Annotated in this window: 18 protein-coding genes; 7 read left to right on the top strand and 11 right to left on the bottom strand. The window is 70.3% G+C overall.

Annotated elements, in window-relative coordinates; genetic code table 11:
• Position 1: 1 nt before the first annotated feature.
• The 4 genes from cysW to ACJ7VY_RS03845 all read right to left on the bottom strand — a co-directional run bounded on the left by cysW (position 2) and on the right by ACJ7VY_RS03845 (position 4260).
• Positions 2-943 (bottom strand): sulfate ABC transporter permease subunit CysW, encoded by a 942-nt coding sequence (gene cysW, locus ACJ7VY_RS03860; RefSeq protein ID WP_409476394.1) that lies wholly within the window; start codon positions 941-943, stop codon positions 2-4.
• Positions 940-1722 (bottom strand): sulfate ABC transporter permease subunit CysT, encoded by a 783-nt coding sequence (gene cysT, locus ACJ7VY_RS03855; protein WP_237723603.1) that lies wholly within the window; start codon positions 1720-1722, stop codon positions 940-942. The genes cysW and cysT overlap by 4 nt, the downstream gene beginning before the upstream one ends.
• A gap of 75 nt (positions 1723-1797) precedes the next feature.
• Positions 1798-2820: a sulfate ABC transporter substrate-binding protein gene (locus ACJ7VY_RS03850; RefSeq protein WP_409476393.1), complete on the bottom strand. Its 1023-nt coding sequence runs from the start codon at positions 2818-2820 to the stop codon at positions 1798-1800.
• A gap of 12 nt (positions 2821-2832) precedes the next feature.
• Positions 2833-4260 (bottom strand): OprO/OprP family phosphate-selective porin, encoded by a 1428-nt coding sequence (locus tag ACJ7VY_RS03845; RefSeq protein WP_409476392.1) that lies wholly within the window; start codon positions 4258-4260, stop codon positions 2833-2835.
• Positions 4261-4421: 161 nt separating this feature from the next.
• Between ACJ7VY_RS03845 and kbl the strand changes: the two genes are divergently transcribed.
• Positions 4422-5636 carry a glycine C-acetyltransferase gene (kbl, locus tag ACJ7VY_RS03840; RefSeq protein ID WP_409476391.1) on the top strand — a complete coding sequence of 405 codons (1215 nt, stop codon included), beginning with the start codon at positions 4422-4424 and terminating at the stop codon, positions 5634-5636.
• 81 nt (positions 5637-5717) lie between these two features.
• Here kbl and ACJ7VY_RS03835 read toward each other — a convergent pair whose 3' ends face one another.
• The 4 genes from ACJ7VY_RS03835 to ACJ7VY_RS03820 form a co-directional block, all read right to left on the bottom strand.
• Complete coding sequence (locus ACJ7VY_RS03835) at positions 5718-6029, bottom strand: hypothetical protein (protein ID WP_104938162.1); 312 nt, start codon at positions 6027-6029, stop codon at positions 5718-5720.
• A gap of 88 nt (positions 6030-6117) precedes the next feature.
• A complete protein-coding gene (locus tag ACJ7VY_RS03830) occupies positions 6118-6957 on the bottom strand; it encodes a pseudouridine synthase (protein WP_409476390.1) in 840 nt (279 codons plus the stop codon).
• Positions 6958-6970: 13 nt separating this feature from the next.
• Positions 6971-7459 carry a hypothetical protein gene (locus tag ACJ7VY_RS03825; RefSeq protein ID WP_104940126.1) on the bottom strand — a complete coding sequence of 163 codons (489 nt, stop codon included), beginning with the start codon at positions 7457-7459 and terminating at the stop codon, positions 6971-6973.
• A 188-nt stretch (positions 7460-7647) separates the two neighbouring features.
• Positions 7648-8757, bottom strand: a complete 1110-nt coding sequence (locus tag ACJ7VY_RS03820) for an OmpA family protein (protein WP_161615228.1) — start codon at positions 8755-8757, stop codon at positions 7648-7650.
• A 383-nt stretch (positions 8758-9140) separates the two neighbouring features.
• Here ACJ7VY_RS03820 and ACJ7VY_RS03815 point away from each other — a divergent pair, with 383 nt between their 5' ends.
• The 4 genes from ACJ7VY_RS03815 (at position 9141) to ACJ7VY_RS03800 (ending at position 14404) form a co-directional block, all read left to right on the top strand.
• Positions 9141-10166 (top strand): zinc-binding alcohol dehydrogenase family protein, encoded by a 1026-nt coding sequence (locus ACJ7VY_RS03815; protein ID WP_293764769.1) that lies wholly within the window; start codon positions 9141-9143, stop codon positions 10164-10166.
• Positions 10167-10625: 459 nt separating this feature from the next.
• A complete protein-coding gene (locus ACJ7VY_RS03810; protein ID WP_409476389.1) occupies positions 10626-12656 on the top strand; it encodes an FAD-dependent oxidoreductase in 2031 nt (676 codons plus the stop codon).
• 589 nt (positions 12657-13245) lie between these two features.
• Positions 13246-13704, top strand: coding sequence for a cell wall hydrolase (locus ACJ7VY_RS03805; protein ID WP_054663411.1), 459 nt, complete (start codon positions 13246-13248; stop codon positions 13702-13704).
• Positions 13705-13786: 82 nt separating this feature from the next.
• A complete protein-coding gene (locus ACJ7VY_RS03800; protein WP_312348145.1) occupies positions 13787-14404 on the top strand; it encodes a glutathione S-transferase N-terminal domain-containing protein in 618 nt (205 codons plus the stop codon).
• Between the two features lie 89 nt (positions 14405-14493).
• Here the strand turns inward: ACJ7VY_RS03800 and msrA are convergent, their stop codons facing one another.
• The 3 genes from msrA to msrB are packed head-to-tail and all read right to left on the bottom strand — an operon-like array spanning position 14494 to position 17540.
• Entirely contained in the window at positions 14494-15234 is a 741-nt protein-coding gene (msrA, locus tag ACJ7VY_RS03795; RefSeq protein WP_409476388.1) for a peptide-methionine (S)-S-oxide reductase MsrA, read from the bottom strand.
• A gap of 17 nt (positions 15235-15251) precedes the next feature.
• On the bottom strand, positions 15252-17000 hold the full coding sequence (locus ACJ7VY_RS03790; RefSeq protein WP_409476387.1) for a cytochrome c biogenesis protein DipZ: 1749 nt from the start codon (positions 16998-17000) through the stop codon (positions 15252-15254).
• 36 nt (positions 17001-17036) lie between these two features.
• Entirely contained in the window at positions 17037-17540 is a 504-nt protein-coding gene (gene msrB, locus ACJ7VY_RS03785) for a peptide-methionine (R)-S-oxide reductase MsrB (protein ID WP_409476386.1), read from the bottom strand.
• A gap of 144 nt (positions 17541-17684) precedes the next feature.
• On the opposite strand from msrB, the gene ACJ7VY_RS03780 reads away from it, so the two are divergent.
• Complete coding sequence (locus tag ACJ7VY_RS03780) at positions 17685-18401, top strand: response regulator transcription factor (RefSeq protein ID WP_409476385.1); 717 nt, start codon at positions 17685-17687, stop codon at positions 18399-18401.
• Positions 18398-19894 (top strand): sensor histidine kinase, encoded by a 1497-nt coding sequence (locus ACJ7VY_RS03775; protein WP_409476384.1) that lies wholly within the window; start codon positions 18398-18400, stop codon positions 19892-19894. Before ACJ7VY_RS03780 ends, ACJ7VY_RS03775 begins: the two co-directional genes overlap by 4 nt.
• Positions 19895-19898: the final 4 nt, after the last annotated feature.

The raw sequence follows: 19898 nt of genomic DNA, 5'->3' as shown, positions 1-19898 counted from the left end.
CTCAGTGGCGATGCGCGGCGGCCAGCGACTGGCCGTGGCGCCATTCCAGGAAAGTCTTCAGCGCCAGCGTCAGCAGTGCGCTGGCGGCCAGCAGCGAGGCGCAGGCGAACGCGGCGCTGTAGGCGTATTCGTTGTAGAGGATCTCCACGTGCAGCGGCAGTGTGTTGGTGCGCCCGCGGATGTGCCCGGACACCACCGACACCGCGCCGAACTCGCCCATCGCCCGCGCACTGCACAGCAATACCCCGTACAGCAGGCCCCAGCGGATGTTGGGCAGGGTCACCTTCCAGAACATCTGCCAGGCATTGGCCCCCAGGGTGAGCGCGGCCAGTTCCTCGTCGCTGCCCTGCTGCTCCATGAGCGGCATCAGTTCGCGGGCGATGAACGGGAAGGTGACGAAGGTGGTCGCCAGCACGATGCCGGGGATCGCGAAGACGATGCGCGGCAGCTGCAGCAGCACCTCGCCCACCACCGGCAGGTGCAGGCGCAGCCCGTCCTCGATCAGCGGCCACAGCCAGCCATTGCGGCCGAACAGCAGGACGAACACCAGTCCGGCGACCACCGGCGACACCGAGAACGGCAGGTCGATCAGGGTCACCAGCCAGCGCTTGCCGGGGAAGCGGTGCTTGCTCACCACCCAGGCCGCGGCCACGCCGAACACGAGATTGAGCGGGATCACGATCGCGGTGACCAGCAACGTCAGCCGCACCGCCGACAGTGCGTCGGCGTCGCTCACCGCGCTCCACGCCGCCTGCATGCCGCCGCGCAGTGCTTCGGCGAACACCAGCAGCAGCGGCAACAGCAGGAACGACAGCAGAAATCCGAGCGCGCCGAGCACCAGCAACGCCTGCACCCAGCCCGGCTCGGTGGTGACCCGGCGCGGCGCGGGCGCCGTGGCTTCATGCATGGCCTGCACCGGCAGCGGCGACACCCATTCGTTCACCGGGCGCCCCGGCGCTGCAGGCGGCCTTGCACGATGTTGACCAGCAGCAGCAGCGCGAAGGACAGCAGCAGCATCGCCGCGGCGATGGCGGTGGCGCCGGCGTAGTCGAATTCCTCCAGGCGGATGGTGATCAGCAGCGGTGCGATCTCGGTGGCGTTGGGCAGGTTGCCGGCGATGAAGATCACCGAGCCGTACTCGCCCACCCCGCGCGCGAACGCCAGCGCAAAGCCGGTCAGCATCGCCGGCCACAGCGCCGGCACGACCACCCGCGCCAGGGTCTGCCAGCGGCTGGCGCCCAGGGTTGCCGCCGCTTCCTCGAGTTCAGGCTCGGCTTCGGCCAGCACCGGCTGCACGATGCGCACCACGAACGGCAGGCCGACGAACACCAGGGCGACCACGATGCCCAGCGGCGTGTAGGCGATCTTCAGGCCGAGCGGCTCCAGCCAGCGCCCGACCCAGCCCTGTCCGCCATACAGCGCGGTGAGCGCGATGCCGGCCACCGCGGTGGGCAGCGCGAACGGCAGGTCGATCAAGGCATCGAACAGGCGCCGGCCCGGGAAGCGGTAGCGCACGAACACCCAGGCCACCCAGGTGCCCATCAGCGTGTTGAACGCGGCCGCGGCGAAGGCGGTGCCGAAGCTCAGGCGCAGCGCCGACAGCACGCGCGGCTCGCTCCATATCCGCCAGATGCCGTCCACGCCCAGTCCGGCGGCGCGCAGGAATACCCCGGCCAGCGGGACCAGCACGATCAGCCCCAGCCAGAACAGGGTGATGCCCATGCCCAGGCCAAACCCGGGCAGCACCCGCGGGGGGCGCCGTGGCGGCGCCAGTGCGGCGGCGTTCGCGGCCACCGCTTACTTGCCCGCCTGGATCTGGTCGAACAGGCCGCCGTCGGCGAAGTGCTCGGCCTGCGCCTTTTCCCAGGAACCGAACACCTCGCGGAGGGTGACCAGCCGCACCTGCGGGAACCGCGCGATGTCGGCCGGGTCGGCGTACTGCGGATTGCGCGGGCGGTAATAGTGGCGGGCGGCGATGCGCTGCCCTTCGGGCGAGTACAGGTAGTTCAGGTAGGCCTGCGCCACCTCGCGGGTGCCATGCCGGTCGACGTTGCGGTCCACCAGCGCCACCGGGGGCTCGGCCAGGATCGACTGCCGCGGCACCACGATCTCGAACTTGTCCGGGCCCAGCTCTTCCTGCGCCAGGAATGCCTCGTTCTCCCAGGCCAGCAGCACATCGCCGATGCCGCGCTGCACGAAGGTGGTGGTGGCGCCACGCGCGCCGGTATCCAGCACCGGTACGTTGCGGAACAGCGCGCGCATGTAGTTGAGGATGCGCGCGCGGTCGCCGTTGAAAATGTGCTCGGCGTACGCCCAGGCGGCCAGGTAGTTCCAGCGCGCGCCGCCGGACGTCTTGGGATTGGGCGTCACCACCGAAACTCCGGCGCGCAGCAGGTCCGGCCAGTCGCGAATCGCCTTGGGGTTGCCCTTGCGCACCAGGAACACGATGGTCGAGGTGTACGGCGCGCTGTTGTCCGGCAGCCGCGACTGCCAGTTGGCCGGCAGCAGCCGCGACTTCTGCGCGATCGCATCCACGTCGTAGGCCAGCGCCAGCGTCACCACGTCGGCCTCGATGCCATCGATCACCGCGCGCGCCTGCTTGCCCGAACCGCCATGCGAGGTTTCGATGCTGACGTTGTCGCCCCTGGTTTCCTTCCAGTGCCTGGCGAACGCGGCGTTGAAGTCGCGGTACAGCTCGCGGGTGGGGTCGTAGGAGACATTGAGCAGTTGCAAGTCGCGGGCAAGCACGGCGCCGGACGCGAAGGCCAGCGCGAAAGCCACCGCGGCCGCGCCGATACGGGGAAGGAAGGACTGCTTCACGAGGGCTCTCCGTCAGAAGGAAACTTGCAGGCGCGAGAAAACGGCTTTTTCGTCGGCCAGCCTCTGGGCGCCGGCAACGGCACCGAAGCGGCTGTGCAGGTAGTTGGTGGCGAGCCTGAGGTTCGCGGTGAGGTACCAGTTCGCGCCCACCGTCCACGACCGGATGCGCGCAGCCGAGGCCGCCGGATCGGCATAGAACGGGAACGCCGCCCCGTCGGCTTGCAGCTCGCCGTAGCGCGCGGTGAGTTCGAACGCCCCGTGCCCACCGTTGACGCCGAACGGGTGCGACGGCGTCACTCCGCGGTAGCCGGCGTCCTCGCCGGTCAGGACGTAGCTGGCCGTCGCCTGCCAGGCGCGGTGTTCCAGGGCGGTGCGACGCGCGTCGCGGGCCACTTCCTGGCGCGAGACGATGTACTCGGCCTGCAGGCCGAAGCCGTTGCGGTAGAACCAGCCCTGCGGCGACCAGCGCAGCGTGTCGCCGTCGGCGGCCACCGTGCTGCGGTAGCTGAAGAAGGTCGCCTGGCCCGGGGTGCGGTAGCGCGGCAGGAAGCTGCTGCCAACGCCATGTTTCTGCCCGGCACTCGCGCCCAGGCCAATGCCCAGCCCCGCCCACGCGCTGTCGCTGCCCTTGAGCGGCTCGAAGAACACGCGGCCGGCGATCTCGAAATCATCGTCGGGGTTGCTGCTCGTCGCGTCGCGGCCATCGACCGCGCCGTTGAACACGCCCAGCGCGTAGCTGAACCTGCCCGCGGCCAGCTCGCCCTGCAGCTGCACGCCCAAGTCGCGGTTCGGCGCAAGCTCGCTGGGCAGCGCGCGCTCGACGTCCACCAGGGCCGCCGAGGACTGCAGGCGCTCCAGCCCCACCGGCGAGGTGAACTTGCCCACGCGCAGCGCATGGGCCGGATTGAAGCGCAGGTCGACATAGGCATCGACGATGGTCGCGCTGTCGCCGGCGAACTCCGGGGTGAAGCGGTAGGCGACCCGCTTGCCCAGCGAACCCTCCAGCGTGGGCCGGGCGGTGCGCAGCAGGAAGCTGTCGTTCTGGTTGCCATCGCCGACGAACACGCGCGCGTCGCCCTGCAGCAGGCCGCGCAGCTTGAGCTCGTAGTGGCCGTCGCCGGACCGGAACGCGGCGCCCTTCGGGTCGACGGTGATCTGCGGCGCGGCCCGGGCGGCGGCCACCCGCTCTTCCTCCTGCAGCTCCAGGCGGCGCTCGAGGATGCGCAGGCGCTGGTCCAGCCCGGCCAGGTCGACACCTTCGACGGCTGCCACGCCGGGCACGCCAGCCAGGCGTTCCAGCCGTTCCAGGCGCTGCTGCAGTTGTTCCACGGTGGGCTGCTGCGCCTGCGCCGATGCCGCCACCCCGCACAGCGCCACGGCCAGGCTGAGGGACAACAGCTTCCTGGTCGGCGCGGTGGACGGGAGCGGGGGGGCGGTCATCGGTGGCTCCTGGAAGGCAGGGGGGGAGCGTCGATGCTGCGGGCGCACACGCACACGGAGAAATGACTTCGGCCGTGGCGCTTATAGCCATTCCCCATGAAACCGGCGGCGGCAACGCCAGGCCGCTAGAATCGTCACTCCCTCCACCGCAAAACCCTGCCATGACCGCCAACGCGCACACTTCCCCGCTCACCCGGCACTACGCCGAGGAACTGGACGCCATCCGCGCGCAGGGGTTGTTCAAATCCGAACGCATCATCACCAGCCCGCAGTCGGCTGAGATCACCCTGGACGATGGCCGCAGCGTGCTCAATTTCTGCGCCAACAACTACCTGGGCCTGGCCGACCACCCGGCGCTGATCCAGGCCGCCAAGGACGCGCTGGACAGCCATGGCTTCGGCATGGCCTCGGTGCGCTTCATCTGCGGCACCCAGGACCTGCACAAGCAGCTGGAAAAGCAGATCGCCGAGTTCTTCGGCAAGGACGACACCATCCTCTACGCCGCCTGCTTCGACGCCAACGGCGGCCTGTTCGAGCCGCTGCTCGGCGAGAACGACGCCATCATTTCCGATGCACTCAACCATGCGTCGATCATCGACGGCGTGCGCCTGTGCAAGGCCAAGCGCTTCCGCTACGCCAACTGCGACATGGCCGACCTGGAAGCACAGCTGCAGGCCGCCGATGCCGCCGGCTGCAGGACCAAGCTGATCACCACCGACGGCGTGTTCTCGATGGACGGCTTCATCGCCCCGCTGGACGAGATCACCGCGCTGGCCAAGAAGTACAACGCGCTGGTGCACATCGACGAATGCCACGCCACCGGCTTCCTCGGCGCCACTGGCCGCGGCTCGGCCGAGGTCAAGGGCGTGCTGGACAAGATCGACATCATCACCGGCACCCTGGGCAAGGCCATGGGCGGCGCGCTGGGCGGCTTCACCTGCGCCAGCGCCGAAGTGATCGAGCTGCTGCGCCAGCGCTCGCGCCCGTACCTGTTCTCCAACTCGCTGCCGCCGCACGTGGTCGCCGCCGGCATCAAGGCCTTCGACATGCTCGACAAGGCCGACGACCTGCGCCGCAGGCTGGCCGAAAACACCGCCTACTTCCGCGAGAAGATGAGCGCCGCCGGCTTCGACGTGAAGCCCGGCGTGCACCCGATCAGCCCGGTGATGCTGTACGACGCACCGCTGGCGCAGAAGTTCGCCGAGCGCCTGCTGGAAGAAGGCATCTATGCGATCGGCTTCTTCTTCCCGGTGGTGCCCAAGGGCCAGGCGCGCATCCGCACGCAGATGAGCGCCGCGCACAGCCGCGAGCACCTGGACCGCGCCATCGACGCCTTCACCCGCATCGGCCGGGAACTGGGCGTCATCAAGGGCTGAGCGGGCCCCCAACGAGAACAGGCGCCTCAGGGCGCCTGTTTCTCTTTACGACATTGGCGGCAGGCCGTGGCGGCCGCCGCGCTACCGCTTCGCTGCCGGCGCGGCCGGCGCCGCCTCGGGCTTGGCCGCCGCGCCCCCACGGGCGACGCGGATGCCGTTGGCCTTCATCCAGGCATCGAACTGGTCGGCGCTCATGTTCTTGCCCGCCTGCTGCATCAGGAAGCGGTAGTTGCCCAGCGCGTCCTTCTCCGCCATCGGCGCTTCCACCGTCACCGTGACCGGCTTTTCCGCGGGCGCCGCCGCCACCGGCTTGCCCGACGACGCACAACCGGCCAGAACCACGGCCGCGGCCGCTCCAAGTGACGACACCGCGATGCGGTTGAAAGCTGACATGGTTGCGCGACCTCGCTGGAGAACAGGCCTACAGCCTAACCCTGTACTTTAGGAAATCAAGCTATTTGCATGAAATACATGAAGAATTTCATGAATTGGCAGGCGCCTGGACTGAATGCGGAGCCAACTGTTTCAGTTCCGCCTCGTCCAGCACCCGCCACTGCCCCTTGGCCAGCTCGCCCAGCCGGACCGGCCCGATCGCCACCCGCACCAGGCGCAGCACGTCGAACCCCAATGCCTGCAGCAGGCGCCGGATGTGCCGGTTGCGGCCCTCGTCCAGCACGATCTCCAGCCACGCGTTGCGCTCGCCCTGGCGCAGCAGCACGACCGAATGCGCGGCCAGGTGTTCACCCGCGTCGTCGATGCCAGCGCGCATGCACGCCAGCTGCGCCGCATCGGGCACGCCATCGACCTGCACGCGATAGGTTTTCAACGGACCGGTCGCCGGGTCGGTCAGCCGGGCGGCCCATTCCGGGTCGTTGCTGAAGAACAGCAGGCCTTCGCTGGCCTTGTCCAGGCGCCCCACCGGTGCCAGCCACGGCAGGCCCGCGCCCTCGAAACAACGGTACACGGTGTCCCTGCCCTGCTCGTCGCGGACGCTGGTGACCAGGCCGCGCGGCTTGTTCAAGGCCAGGTACAGGCGTTGCGCCGCCACGATGGGCTGGCCGTCCAGGGTCACCCGCTGCCGCCCGGGGACCACGGGGAACTCGGGGTCGCGCACGACCCGGCCGTCCACGCCAACCCGGCCGGCCAGCACGCGCCGCGCGGCCTCGGCACGCGAACACACGCCCGCCTTCGACAGCACCCGCGCCAGGCCATGCCTCGGCGTGCCCGGGGGCGCCCCGTTCCTGGCGGCGGTGCCGGAGGGCACAACAAAATGCCCGCCCTGTCTGGCAGGGCGGGCATCACGGGAATTCCTGCGCGGCATCCGGGCGCCCGGCTTACTTGACCTCGGCCGCCGCCTTGGCTTCGGCCGCGCCTTCGGCCGCCGGCGTCGCCGCCTTGACCACGCGCACGCCGCGGGCCTTCATCCACGCATCGAACTCGTCCGCGGTCATGCGCTTGCCGTTCTGGCTCATGTCGAACCGCCACGGCGTGTTGTCGTACTGCGTCTGCGGCTTGTAGGCCGCCGGATCGTTGGGGTTGATCGCCGGGCGCGCCGGCATCGCGCTGGCGACGTTGTTGCAGCTTTCCACGCGCAGGCGCATCAGTACGCGGTCCAGCGACTGCTCGCCGCTGGCGTTGGGCGCCAGCACGCCCGAGGGCATGCCCAGCTGGCCCGGACGGGCATACAGCTCCATGGCGACCGGCTCGATCACCGTGGCCGGCAACGGCGGCGGCACGATGGCACTGGCCGAGCAATCGACGGCTGCGTGGGCGGCGGGAACGAGGACCAGGGCCAGGGCGCCGGCCAGTGCGATACGCAGCATCGGTATTTCCATCCGTACAGGGAACGCCGCGAGTGTAGGCATGCCCCGCGGGGCTTTCAACCTTCATTTCCGGGTTCACGGCAGGCGTGTGCGCGCGTCGCGCGGGCATCCGCCCGGATTCCCGGGAACGCGTAAAAACAAGGCCCGGCTTTCGCCGGGCCCTGTTTCGAATCAACCGATACGTCCGATCAGTTCTGGACGTTCAGCTCGGTGCGACGGTTCTTGGCGCGACCTTCCGGGTTGTCCGAACCATCCGGGTTGGTGTTCGGCGCAATCGGGCGGCTCTCGCCGTAGCCGATCGGGCCCACCAGACGCGAAGCGGCAACGCCGTGGCCGGTCAGGTAGTCGTACACGGCCTTGGCGCGACGCTCGGACAGCTTCTGGTTGTAGGCGTCGGTACCCTTCGAGTCGGTGTGACCGGCGACTTCAACGCGCAGTTCCGGGTAACGCTTCAGGATCTCGCTGGCCTCGCTCAGGATGGCGACGGCATCCGGACGCAGGGTCGACTTGTCGAAGTCGAAGTTCACGCCCTTCAGGTCGATCGACACCGGCACCGGGCAGCCGTCCGGACCCACGATCTGGCCGGCCTGCGAGTTCGGGCACTTGTCGTCGCAGTTGTTGACGCCGTCACCGTCGTCGTCCAGGTCGGCGCAGCTCGGCGCAACCGGAGCCGGCGGCGGCGGAGCCACGGCGGCAACCGGGGCCGGGCCCAGCGGAATCACGACGCCGACCGAAGCCAGCACGTCGCCGAACCAGTCGTTGTCATGGCCGGCCAGGCGCGGGTTCACGCTCTGGTCGTCGAAATCAGCGCGGTAGGCGACTTCGGCACGCACGGCGACGCGCTTGTCGAAGGTGGTCTGCAGACCGGCACCGATCTTGGCGGCCAGGTTGCCGTCCTTGCGCTGCGCCGGCGAGTTCACCGAATTGACGACGTACTCTTCCTCAGCCTTCTGATAGCCCAGGCCGAACAGCAGGTACGGGTTCCAGCCGCGGCCGTCCTGGATGAAGTGGCGACGCAGGTCCAGCGAAGCGCCGTACTGCGACCAGTTCAGGTCCTGGTTCTTGTCGAAGTTCGGGTTCTGGTAGTTCAGCTCGCCGTCCAGCGACCAGTTCGGGCTGATGAACTTGCCCAGGCCCAGGGTCACGAACGGAGCATCGTTGGTCCCACGGTCGTTGTCCTGGAAGTTGAAGCCGGCCGAACCGGTCAGATACCAGCGGTCATCGAATTCCTGGGCCGACGCAGCCTGGGCAAATGCCAGACCGCCCAGCAGTGCGGCGGTAAGGATCTTCTTGTTCATGAATACAACTCCTTGTTTCGGGGGTATGAAACCGGTAATGGCATGTCCAGCACAGCGATTTCGTTCGTCGCGTCCGAAAGATGGCCGTTTCCGCACGCCAACGCGGTGCACATTATGCGCTGGGCCGTGAAGACGACGTTAACAGCTGCGTAACAAATGGCAGGGCCCCCGGACTTCGGATGGCCACCGGGCCTCACCCTATACAGCTTGGTAAAAACGCACAAGATCCCAGCCCGGACAGGCATTGCGGGGTTTCCGACCACCGCGCGCAGGCGCGCCGGGCCGGCAGCGGGACAACGGCCGCGACGGCAGATGCCGTCGTCCTGACCTGAACGGTCCCTTTGTATCATGGCCGCAGCCCCCCACCGAACGGAACTTCCGCCATGAAAGCTGTTGGCCTGAGCCGCTACCTGCCGATCGAGGACCCCCGCGCGCTGGAAGACGTCGAGCTGCCGGCGCCCGCCGCGCCGCAGGGGCAGGACCTGCTGGTGGAAGTGCGGGCGGTATCGGTCAACCCGGTCGACACCAAGCTGCGGCGTTCGGGCACGGGTGAGGAAACGCCGCCGCGCATCCTCGGTTTCGATGCGGCCGGCACCGTGCTGGCCGTCGGCCCCGCGGTGACCGCGTTCGCGGTGGGCGACGAGGTGTACTACGCCGGCGACGTCACCCGCCAGGGCTGCAACGCGCAGCGGCAACTGGTGGACGAGCGGCTGGTCGCGCGCAAGCCGCGCACGCTGGATTTCGCCGAAGCCGCGGCGCTGCCACTGACCACGCTCACGGCCTGGGAACTGCTGTTCCAGCGCATGCCCTACCAGCTCGACGGGCGGCGCAACATCGGCCGGATCCTGTTGATCATCGGTGGCGCCGGCGGCGTCGGGTCGATGGCGATCCAGCTTGGCCGCCATGCCGGATTCACGGTGGTGGCGACCGCCTCGCGCGAGGAAAGCCGCGCCTGGTGCCGGGCGCTGGGTGCCGAACACGTCATCGACCATCGCCAGCCACTGGCGCCGCAGCTGCAGGCGCTGGGCATCAGCCAGGTGGACGCCGCGCTGAACCTGGCCGACACCGACCGCTACTGGCAGGTGCTCGGTGAACTGCTGGCGCCCCAGGGCCATGTTGGGCTGATCGTGGAGCCCGCTGGCGAGCTGCGCATCGGCGACCCGTACAAGGCCAAGTGCATCGGCATCCACTGGGAGTTCATGTTCGCGCGGGCGCGCTTCCGCACCGCCGACATGATCGAACAGCACCGCATCCTCACCCGCGCGGCCAGCCTGATCGATGCCGGCGAACTGCGCACCACCGTCAGCGCGCGCCTGGGCGCGGTCAACGCGGCCAACCTGCGCCAGGCGCACCGGTTGCTGGAGTCGGGCAGCACCCTGGGCAAGCTGGTGCTCGAAGGCTGGGACTGAGCAGCCGCGCGCGGCATGCCCGCGCCGTGGGTGCAACGGGTGGCCGATGGCGGTGCCTGCCGCACCTGTGCGCCTGCTGGGGTCGCGGCGGTCCGCTGTCCCGTCCGTGGCCGCTGACAACGGCTATACGCGGCCAGGCACGACGACCGCGGGGCTGATGTCCGCATCCGCATGCGGATAGCGCCGGCCGCGCAATCGCGGCCTCGGCGACTTCGGCGGATTCGGCTCCTGCGCGGCACGCCGGCCGGTGGACGGGGCGCCGGCAACCCGCGCCGAGGGCACGTACCCGGGCCCGTGCCACGCCATGCGGCGCGCCCGCCGCCGCCCCGGGATGCCACGCTGCGCGGGGTTGTCCGAGCCGCGTGGCCATCGCATGCGTGCCGGCCACGCCCGCCCACCCCTTGCCGCAGACCGGGTTTCGGGGCAGGCTGACGCGATCCGTACGCAAGCGTATCCATCATGACGCCAGCCACCGACACCGCCTATCCCCATCTGTTCGCGCCACTGGACCTGGGCTTCGCCCGGCTGCGCAACCGCATCCTGATGGGCTCGATGCATACCGGCCTCGAGGACCATGTCCGCGACTTTCCGAAGCTGGCGGCCTATTTCGGCGAACGCGCCGCCGGCGGTGCGGCACTGCTGGTCACCGGCGGCTTCTCGCCGAACATCGCCGGCTGGCTGGCACCGTTCGGCAGCAAGCTGTCCTGGCCCTGGGAAGTGGGCCGGCACAGGCAGGTCACCGCGGCCGTGCACGGCCACGGCGCCCATATCTGCCTGCAGCTGCTGCACGCCGGCCGCTATGCCTACCACCCGCTGCAGGTGGCACCGTCGAAGCTGAAGGCGCCGATCAACCCGTTCACCCCCCGCGCATTGTCGGCGCGGGGCGTCGAGCGCCAGATCGCCAGCTACGCCCGCGCCGCGCGGCTGGCGCGCGAGGCCGGCTACGACGGCGTCGAGGTCATGGGCTCGGAGGGCTACCTGATCAACGAGTTCATCGCCCCGCGCACCAACCGGCGCAACGACGCCTGGGGAGGCGATGCCGCCCGGCGCATGCGCTTCGCGGTGGAGATCGTGCGCCGCATCCGCGAGGCCTGCGGCCCGGATTTCATCATCATCTACCGGCTGTCGCTGCTGGACCTGGTGGAGGACGGCAGCAACTGGGAGGAGATCCTGCAGCAGGCCCGGGCGATCGAAGCGGCCGGCGCGACCCTGATCAACTCCGGCATCGGCTGGCACGAGGCGCGCGTGCCCACCATCGCCACCTCGGTGCCGCGCGCCGCCTTCGCCGGCGTCACCGCCAAACTGCGCCCGCACGTGAACGTGCCGGTGATCGCGGTCAACCGCATCAACATGCCCGACGTCGCCGAACGGGTGCTGGCCGACGGCCAGGCCGACATGGTGTCGCTGGCGCGGCCACTGCTGGCCGACCCGCAGTGGCCGGCCAAGGCCCGCGCCGGCAGGCCGGAGACCATCAATACCTGCATCGCCTGCAACCAGGCCTGCCTGGACCACATCTTCGTCAACAAGCGCGCGACCTGCCTGGTCAACCCGCGCGCCGCGCACGAGACCGAACTGGTCTACCGCCCGGCCGCCGTCGCCAAGCGCGTGGCGGTGGTCGGCGCGGGTCCGGCGGGCCTGGCCTGCGCCACCGTCGCCGCGGAGCGTGGCCACGCCGTCACCCTGTTCGACGCGGCCGATGAGATCGGCGGCCAGTTCAACGTGGCCAAGCGCATCCCCGGCAAGGAGGAGTTCCACGAGACCCTGCGCTATTTCCGCCACCGGCTGGCCGATACCGGCGTGGACGTGCGCCTGGGCACGCGCGCCGACGCGCCGATGCTGGCCGGCTACGACGCGGTCGTGGTCGCGACCGGCATCTCGCCGCGCAAGGTGGACTTCCCCGGTGCCGACCACCCGATGGTGGTCAGCTACCTGGATGTGCTGCAGGGCCGGGTCAGGGCGGCGGACAAGGTGGCCATCATCGGCGCCGGCGGCATCGGCTTCGACGTCGGTGAATTCCTGGTACAGGAAGGACCGTCGCCGTCGCTGGACAAGGCCCGCTGGATGGCCGAATGGGGCGTGGACCCGAGTTTCGAAAGCCGCGGCGCGCTGTCCACGCCGCAACCCGAGGCACCGGCACGCCAGGTGTGGCTGCTGCAGCGCAGCCCCGGCAAGCCCGGCGCCCGCCTGGGCAAGACCACCGGCTGGATCCACCGCGCCACGCTCAAGGCCAAGGGCGTGCGGATGCTGGGCGGCGTGGAGTACCTGGGCGTGGACGACCGCGGCCTGCGCATCCGCGTCGACGGTGCCGAACGGTTGCTGGAGGTCGGCACCGTGGTGGTCTGCGCGGGGCAGGAGCCGATGCGCGCACTGGCCGATGCGTTGCGCGCCGCGGGCGTGGCCGCCCATGTGATCGGTGGTGCCGATGTGGCCGCCGAGCTGGATGCCAAGCGCGCCATCGACCAGGGCAGCCGCCTGGCCGCCGCGCTCTAGGCCCGCCGCCGCATTCGCGCCCGCCGGGCTTGGCCGCAGCGGGCCGCGCGCATCCACCACCGCCATCGCTGCGCGCCCTGCCCGGGGCATGCGTCCCGTTGGCCGCCAACCCGCGCGCGAAGCGCTTTGGCGGCGTGCGGCTGTCCGCGTGCGCGGGCATGGCGCCGCCGGGCCCCAGGCAGCCGGCCAAGGCATCAGGTTCCCTGCCGCCCGCGCCGACAACGCGCACACCGGGCGATCCGGAAGGGCCCACCGCAGGCGTTTTTCCGTGACCGGCGACACACCCTGCACCGCCCTGGACGCCCGCGCATCGCGACACCCGGGCCGGATCCGGCCCCTGCAATGAAGCTGAATGTCAAGAACGCGCATTCAGGATGAGTTTGGGATTGCCCCCCTACCTTGCGCCCACTTTCCGCTCACCCCCCAGTTCTGGTGAGCACGGCGCAGCCCCCAGGGTCGATTGACCGGGGTCTGCCCACGGGGCGGCCCCGATGCCATGGCCGCCTCCCCATGACGCCAAGCCGCTGCCGTCCTGTCCCTGCCACGCGGGGAACAGGCCGATTGCGGCCCACACGGAGCAAGGAGACCTATGAAACTGGCCTGGATTCTCTGGCTGTCGCAGTTGTTGCCGCAGCCGGCCGCCGATTCGCTGTGCCTGAGTACCACCGTCTATCTGGAAGCCCGCGACCAGACCCTGCGCGGCCAGCAGGCCGTGGCCGAAGTCGCGCTGCGCCGCCTCGACAGCGGCCTGTGGGGCGATTCGATGTGCCAGGTGGTGACCGCACGCAAGCAGTTCGCGCCCACCCTGGTGGCGCCGGACACCCAGCTGCGCAACAACGACGCCTGGGCCGAAGCCGTGGACGTGGCCTTCGCCGCCGAGCGCAACTGGGCGCTGCCGGCCGGCCAGCGCAAGGAGATCGTGCCCGGCGCCAGCCACTTCGCCGCGCATGCCATCGCCAGCCCCAGCTGGCGCAACGCCTACCAGGTCGCCACCATCGGCGGGCACACCTTCTACAAGGTGCAGTCGCTCAAGCCGCGCACGTCCTGACGCGGCGGCATCGCATGCCGGTCACGCCGGCCGACGCGCCGCTGACGATAATGCGGGGGTCATTCCACCCCCGAGGTATCCGATGAAGCTCTACACCAAACCCGGCGCCTGCTCGCTGGCCGACCACATCGCGCTGATCTGGTCCGGCCTGCCGTTCGAAGTCCAGATCGTCGACCATGCCACCATGAAGTCGCCGGCGTACATGGCCATGAACCCGGCCGGCGCGGTGCCGGTGCTCGAGGACGACGGCTGGGTCCTGACCCAGAACGCGGCGATCCTGCATTACATCTGCGACAAGGCCCCGGCCGCCGGCCTGGACGGCGGCAGCGACCCGCGCACCCGCGCCGAGGTCAACCGCTGGCTGTCTTTCGTCAACGCCGACCTGCACCCGGTGTACTACCCGATCTTCGGCTCGACCCGGTATCTGGAGGACGAGGCGGTCATCGCCCGCACCCAGCAGCATTCGCGCGACAAGCTCAAGGGCCTGTACCAGCGCCTCAACGACCGCCTCGCGCAGGTCGACTGGCTGGGCGGGACGCCGCGCCCCTCCATCGCCGACGCCTACACCTACGTGACCCTGCGCTGGGCACGCGGCCTCAAGATCGACCTGGCCGGCATGGACGCGCTGGACCGCTTCGAGCAGCGCATGCAGGCCGACCCGGCGGTGCAGGCCGCGCTCAAGGCCGAAGGCCTGGGCTGAGTCCGCGCTCCAACGCCTGGAAACCGAAGGGCCGCCGGTGGCATAGCCGGCGGCCCTTCGTGTTCTGGAGCCGCTACGCGGCCCCGGCTTCAACGCACTGACACCGGCATCACCAGCCGTGGCGCGTCGCGGTAGAGCGCCGGGTACTGGCGCTTGAGCGCCTCGATCTTCGGCAGGTCGTAGAAGCGGATGTACGCCGCGTCCGGATGCAGCGCGAGGTAGTTCTGGTGGTAGTCCTCGGCCGGATAGAACGGCTTGCCGCCGTCGACCCGGGTCGCGAGCGGCGCGGCGAACACGCCGCTGCGCTGCAACTGGTCGATGTAGGCCAGCGTCGCCGCGCGCTGCGCCGCGTCGTCGGCGTAGACCGCGGAGCGGTACTGGCTGCCGCGGTCCGGGCCCTGCCGGTCGCGCTGGGTGGGGTCGTGGACCACCGAGAAGAACACCTGCATCAGCTGCGCATAGCTCACCCGGGACGGGTCGTAGGTCACCTGCACCGCTTCGGCATGGCCGGTATTGCCGGCGCTGACGCGCGGGTAGCGGGCGTCGGCGCCGCTGCCCCCGATGTAGCCGGACACGGCGCTGTCCACGCCCTTCACGTGCTGGAACACGCCCTGCACGCCCCAGAAACAGCCGCCGGCGAACACCACCCGTGCGCGGTGTACGCCCGGCTGCCGCAGGTCGGCGATGCCGCTGGGCGCGGGAACCTCCGCCGCCGGCGCAGCCGCCGCCGCGTGCACGGGGCGATCGAGGCCGGCCACGCCCAGTACCAGCAGGCCGGCGACCAGCACGGCAACGCCGCCGGCGAACAGTTTTTCCATCGCGGGTTTCATCGTCCGGCCTCCCGGATTCAACCGAAGGTAAAGGCATAGGCGCGTACGCCCGGATCGAGGAACTCGATCTCGAAGCTGCGCTCGCCGACGTCGCCGTCCTGGCGGATCAACTGGTAGAGCCGGTTCTCGTCCACCCGGCCCTCGCCACCGGCGCCCACGTCGGCACCGGCCATCGCACCCGGCGCATGGCCATCGACGCGCACCCGGAAACGCACCGGCCGGCCGTCCACCTGCGGCGCCAGCACCAGGTGCAGATCGCGCGCATGGAAGCGGAAGGCAATGCGGCCGCCGGCCTGCTGTAGGCGTGCGTCCTCCTCGCCCACCAGCCAGCGCCCGCCAAGCGCCCATTGGTTGAGCCGCAGCACGGCCGGCACCGTGTAATCGAAGGCGCGGCCCGCACGCTGTCCGCCCGGCGAGGCGAAATGCTCCGCCCGCGCGTGGCCGATGTAGGTTTCCGGCGAGCGCAGGTTGCCCATGTCCGCCGCGCGCTCGACCGCCGCGCGCGCCGTCGCCGCTATCGCGGGCGCGTCGCCCGGCAACGGATTGCCCGCCTCGCGCAGCAGCCGGCGGATGATCTGCTCGGACTCCTCGTAGCCGCCCTCGCCGAAATGATGGGCGCGGATGCGCCCCTGCGCGTCGATGAAGTAATGCGCCGGCCAGTAGCGGTTGTCGAAGCCCCGCCAGATCGCGAAATCATTGTCGAGCGCCACCGGCCAGCTGACGCCCAGGTCCTCGACCGCGCGCTGCACGTTGCGCACGTCGCGCTCGAACGCGAATTCCGGCGCATGCACGCCCACCACCACCAGGCCGTGGTCGCGGTAACGCTGGTACCACTGGCGAACATGCGGCAGCGCACGCAGGCAGTTGATGCACGAGTAGGTCCAGAAATCGACCAGTACCACCTTGCCGCGCAGGCCCTGCGCATCCAGCGGCGGGCTGTTGAGCCAGCCGCTGGCGCCGGCCAGCGACGGCAGTTGGCCCTCGACCGGCAGCCCCGGCATCGCGCCCTGGTCCGCCGTCATCATCATCGCGCCACCCGGCATTGGGTCGCGCGCCGGCAATGCGTCCAACAGCCCCTGTTCCAGGCGCGCGGTGCTCACCGTCGACAGCCGGGTCAGCACCCCGGTGTCCCAGCCCATGGCGATGGCGACCACCGCCAGCAGGGCGGCGATGCCCAGCCCGCGCCGGATCCATTCGCCCGCGCCCAGGTGCCGCTTGAGCGCGGCGAACACCCGGCCGCCGATCCACACCGCCAGCGCCAGCGACGTCGCCGCTCCCAGCGCGTAGGCCAGCAGCAGCCCGCTGGTGCCGGCATTGGCCCCCTGCAGCGCGGCACCGGTGAGGATCAACCCCAGGATCGGCCCGGCGCAGGGCGCCCACAGCAGGCCGGTGGCGATACCGATCAGCAGCGAACCGGCGACGCCCCCGCCGTCCCCGGCCGACGCATCCAGGCGCCCTCCCAGGCGCTGCAGCGGCGACAGCAGCCGGTTCGCCAGGGCCGGCCACAACAGCGCCAGCGCGAACACCGCCATCACCGCCAGCGCGATCCAGCGGCCGGCCTGGTTGGCCTGCGCCACCCAGCGGCTGCCGACCGCCGCCAGGCTGGCGACCACCGCGAACATCAGCGCCATGCCGGCCAGCAGCGGCAGCCCGCTGCGCAGGAACGGACGGTCCGAGCGCGCGAACACGAACGGCAGCACCGGCAGGATGCAGGGGCTGAGCAGGGTCAGGACACCGCCAAGGTAGGCCAGCAGCAACAGGAACATGGAACGTCCTTTTCTTGGAATCGGGAGGGACGGCGCTCAGGCCGCGACGAAATCCAGCGCCACGCCGTTGATGCAGTAGCGCAGCCCGGTCGGGCGCGGGCCGTCATCGAACACGTGGCCGAGGTGGCCGCCGCAGCGACGGCAGTGCACTTCCACCCGCAGCATGCCGAAGGTGGTGTCGCGGTCCTCGCCCACCGCGCCGTGCAGCGGCGCCCAGAAGCTCGGCCAGCCGGTACCGCTGTCGAACTTGGCGGCGGAGGAAAACAGGGCCAGCGCGCAACCGGCGCAATGGAACGTGCCGCGCCGGTGCTCGCCGTTCAACGGGCTGCTGAACGCGCGCTCGGTTCCCTGGCCGCGCAGCACCGTGTACTGCGCCGGCGTCAGCAGCCGGCGCCATTGCGCGTCGTCATGCATGACCTCGAACGTGCCGCGGCGTGGCGCCGGCGCCGGCGCAGCCCGGCCGCAGGCGCCAACCCCGCAGAGGCCGGCCACCGCCAGCATGCCGCCCATGCCCAGCAGGGTGCGACGGGAAAGGGACATGGCCGGTCTCCAGGCAGGAACGATGGCGCCATGCTGCGCGCGCGGCGGTCAACGAATCCTCACGCGGAGTTAAATTTTCCGTGACACATCGGCGCCCGCTTGCCCCGACAATGGCACCCATTCCCCCAGCGGCCGGATGTGCCGATGAACCGTGCCAAACGCGTGCTGATCGTCGAGGACGACGCCCACATCGCCAACCTGCTGCGCATGCACCTGCGCGACGAAGGCTACGACGTGACCCATGCGGCCAGCGGCGAGGACGGCCTGCGCCTGCTGGAGGACAACGACTGGAGCGCGCTGGTGCTCGACCTGATGCTGCCGGGCGTCGACGGGCTGGAGATCTGCCGGCGCGCGCGCGCGATGACCCGCTACACGCCGATCATCATCACCAGTGCGCGCGCCAGCGAGGTGCACCGCATCCTCGGCCTGGAGCTGGGCGCGGACGACTACCTGGCCAAGCCGTTCTCGATGCTGGAACTGGTCGCGCGGATCAAGGCGCTGCTGCGCCGGGTCGAGGCGATGGCGCAGAACGCGCGCATCGATGCCGGCGCGATCGAGGTCGCCGGCATCCGCATCGATCCGGTCGCGCGCACCGCCGGGGTCGATGGCAATGCCCTGGACCTGACCCCGCGCGAGTTCGACCTGCTGCATTTCTTCGCCCGCCATCCCGACCAGGTCTACTCGCGCATGGAGCTGCTCAACCAGGTCTGGGGCCACCGCCACGAGGGCTACGAACACACCGTCAACACGCACATCAACCGCCTGCGCAACAAGATCGAACGCGACCCGGCCACGCCGCGCCGCATCCTCACCGTATGGGGCCGCGGCTACAAGCTGGCGGCCGGCGGCAACGACGCATGAAGCGGCTCGCGCTGTGGCAACGGCTGTCGCTGGTGTTCTGCGCGCTGCTGCTGGTGTGCTGCGGCGCGCTGGCGTGGATCCAGATGCGCAGCACGCGCCTGCACGAGCAGGAAACCGTGCAGCGCCTTTCGCGCGGGCTGGCCGAACACATCGCGCGCAGCGGCGAACTGATGGACGCACGCGGCATGCGCGATGGCGAGGTCCGCGCCCTGTTCGGCAAGCTGATGGCGGTCAACCCCAGCGTCGAGGTCTACCTGCTCGATGACCAGGGCCGGATCCTCGGCCACGACGCGCCGGATGGCCACCTCAGGCGCGACCGGGTCGACCTGGCGCCGGTCCATGCGCTGCTGCGCGGCGCGCCCTTGCCCATCCTCGGCGACGACCCGCGCAGCAGCACCGCGCGCAAGGTATTCAACGCCGCGCCCCTGCGCGTGCAGGGGAAGCAGGTCGGTTACATCTACGTGGTCCTGGTCGGCGAGCAACGCGAAGCGCTGGCCGCGGACGTCGCGGCCAGTGCCAGCCTGCGCACCACGCTGTGGGCGCTGGCGATCGTGGCCGCCGTGGGCCTGCTCGCCGGCGTGGTCGCCTTCCGCTGGATTACCCGTCCGCTGCGCCGGCTGGCCCGCGACATCCAGGCATTCGACGTCGATGCCGCCCCTGCCGCGCTGCCGGCGCCAGCGGCGCCGCCCCGGCCCGGCGAGCGCGACGAACTGGCGATCCTGCGGCACAGCTTCGCGCACATGGCGCAGCGCCTCGGCGAGCAATGGCAGCAGTTGCGCCAGCAGGACCTGCAGCGCCGCGAACTGGTGGCCAACATTTCCCACGACCTGCGCACGCCGCTGTCGTCGCTGCACGGCTACCTGGAAACGCTGGCGCTGAAGGACGCCACGCTCGACCCCGCCGAGCGCCAGCGCTACCTGTCCATCGCCCTGGCGCAGAGCCACAAGGTCGGCCGCCTGGCGCAGGCCCTGTTCGAACTGGCGCGACTGGAACACGGGGGGGTGGTGCTGGAACCGCAGGCGTTCTCGTTGCCGGACCTGGTACAGGACGTGTTCCAGAAGTTCGAGCTGGCCGCGCAGTCACGCCGGCAATCGCTGGCCGCGGATATCCCCGCCGGCCTGCCGGCGGTGCATGCCGACCTGGCGCTGGTCGAGCGGGTGCTGACCAACCTGATCGACAACGCCATCCGCCACACGCCCGAGGGCGGCCGGGTGACGGTGACCCTGCGCGCGACGGGCGAGGAGGTACAGGTGCGTGTCGCCGACACCGGCCCGGGCATCGCTCCGGAACAGCGCGCGCAGCTGTTCAGCGCGCCGTCCGCGCTGGCCAGCCGGCGCCCGGACAGCGGTGGGCTCGGGCTGCTGGTGGTGCACCGCATCCTGCAGCTGCACCACCGCCGCATCGTGCTGGCCGACAGCGAGGCCGGCGCGGTGTTCGTATTCTCGCTGGCGGTGGCTGGCCGCCGGACGGAGCCACGCGGCGGCCCTGATTGAACCC

It is taken from the genome of Stenotrophomonas sp. Y-13, from assembly GCF_046267925.1.
In the GTDB taxonomy this organism is placed as follows: Bacteria; Pseudomonadota; Gammaproteobacteria; order Xanthomonadales; family Xanthomonadaceae; genus Stenotrophomonas; species Stenotrophomonas acidaminiphila_A.
The sequence above is the reverse complement of the archived record's forward strand: the minus strand, read 5'-3'. Positions and strand labels throughout refer to the sequence as shown.

Excerpts from the sequence above, each read along its gene's own strand:
- cysT (WP_237723603.1), bottom strand. The coding sequence starts at position 1,722 with ATGGGCATCACCCTGTTCTGGCTGGGGCTGATCGTGCTGGTCCCGCTG.
- ACJ7VY_RS03845 (WP_409476392.1), bottom strand. The coding sequence starts at position 4,260 with ATGACCGCCCCCCCGCTCCCGTCCACCGCGCCGACCAGGAAGCTGTTG.
- kbl (WP_409476391.1), top strand. The coding sequence starts at position 4,422 with ATGACCGCCAACGCGCACACTTCCCCGCTCACCCGGCACTACGCCGAG.
- ACJ7VY_RS03835 (WP_104938162.1), bottom strand. The coding sequence starts at position 6,029 with ATGTCAGCTTTCAACCGCATCGCGGTGTCGTCACTTGGAGCGGCCGCG.
- ACJ7VY_RS03830 (WP_409476390.1), bottom strand. The coding sequence starts at position 6,957 with ATGCCGCGCAGGAATTCCCGTGATGCCCGCCCTGCCAGACAGGGCGGG.
- ACJ7VY_RS03825 (WP_104940126.1), bottom strand. The coding sequence starts at position 7,459 with ATGCTGCGTATCGCACTGGCCGGCGCCCTGGCCCTGGTCCTCGTTCCC.
- ACJ7VY_RS03820 (WP_161615228.1), bottom strand. The coding sequence starts at position 8,757 with ATGAACAAGAAGATCCTTACCGCCGCACTGCTGGGCGGTCTGGCATTT.
- ACJ7VY_RS03815 (WP_293764769.1), top strand. The coding sequence starts at position 9,141 with ATGAAAGCTGTTGGCCTGAGCCGCTACCTGCCGATCGAGGACCCCCGC.
- ACJ7VY_RS03810 (WP_409476389.1), top strand. The coding sequence starts at position 10,626 with ATGACGCCAGCCACCGACACCGCCTATCCCCATCTGTTCGCGCCACTG.
- ACJ7VY_RS03805 (WP_054663411.1), top strand. The coding sequence starts at position 13,246 with ATGAAACTGGCCTGGATTCTCTGGCTGTCGCAGTTGTTGCCGCAGCCG.
- ACJ7VY_RS03800 (WP_312348145.1), top strand. The coding sequence starts at position 13,787 with ATGAAGCTCTACACCAAACCCGGCGCCTGCTCGCTGGCCGACCACATC.
- msrA (WP_409476388.1), bottom strand. The coding sequence starts at position 15,234 with ATGAAACCCGCGATGGAAAAACTGTTCGCCGGCGGCGTTGCCGTGCTG.
- ACJ7VY_RS03790 (WP_409476387.1), bottom strand. The coding sequence starts at position 17,000 with ATGTTCCTGTTGCTGCTGGCCTACCTTGGCGGTGTCCTGACCCTGCTC.
- msrB (WP_409476386.1), bottom strand. The coding sequence starts at position 17,540 with ATGTCCCTTTCCCGTCGCACCCTGCTGGGCATGGGCGGCATGCTGGCG.
- ACJ7VY_RS03780 (WP_409476385.1), top strand. The coding sequence starts at position 17,685 with ATGAACCGTGCCAAACGCGTGCTGATCGTCGAGGACGACGCCCACATC.
- ACJ7VY_RS03775 (WP_409476384.1), top strand. The coding sequence starts at position 18,398 with ATGAAGCGGCTCGCGCTGTGGCAACGGCTGTCGCTGGTGTTCTGCGCG.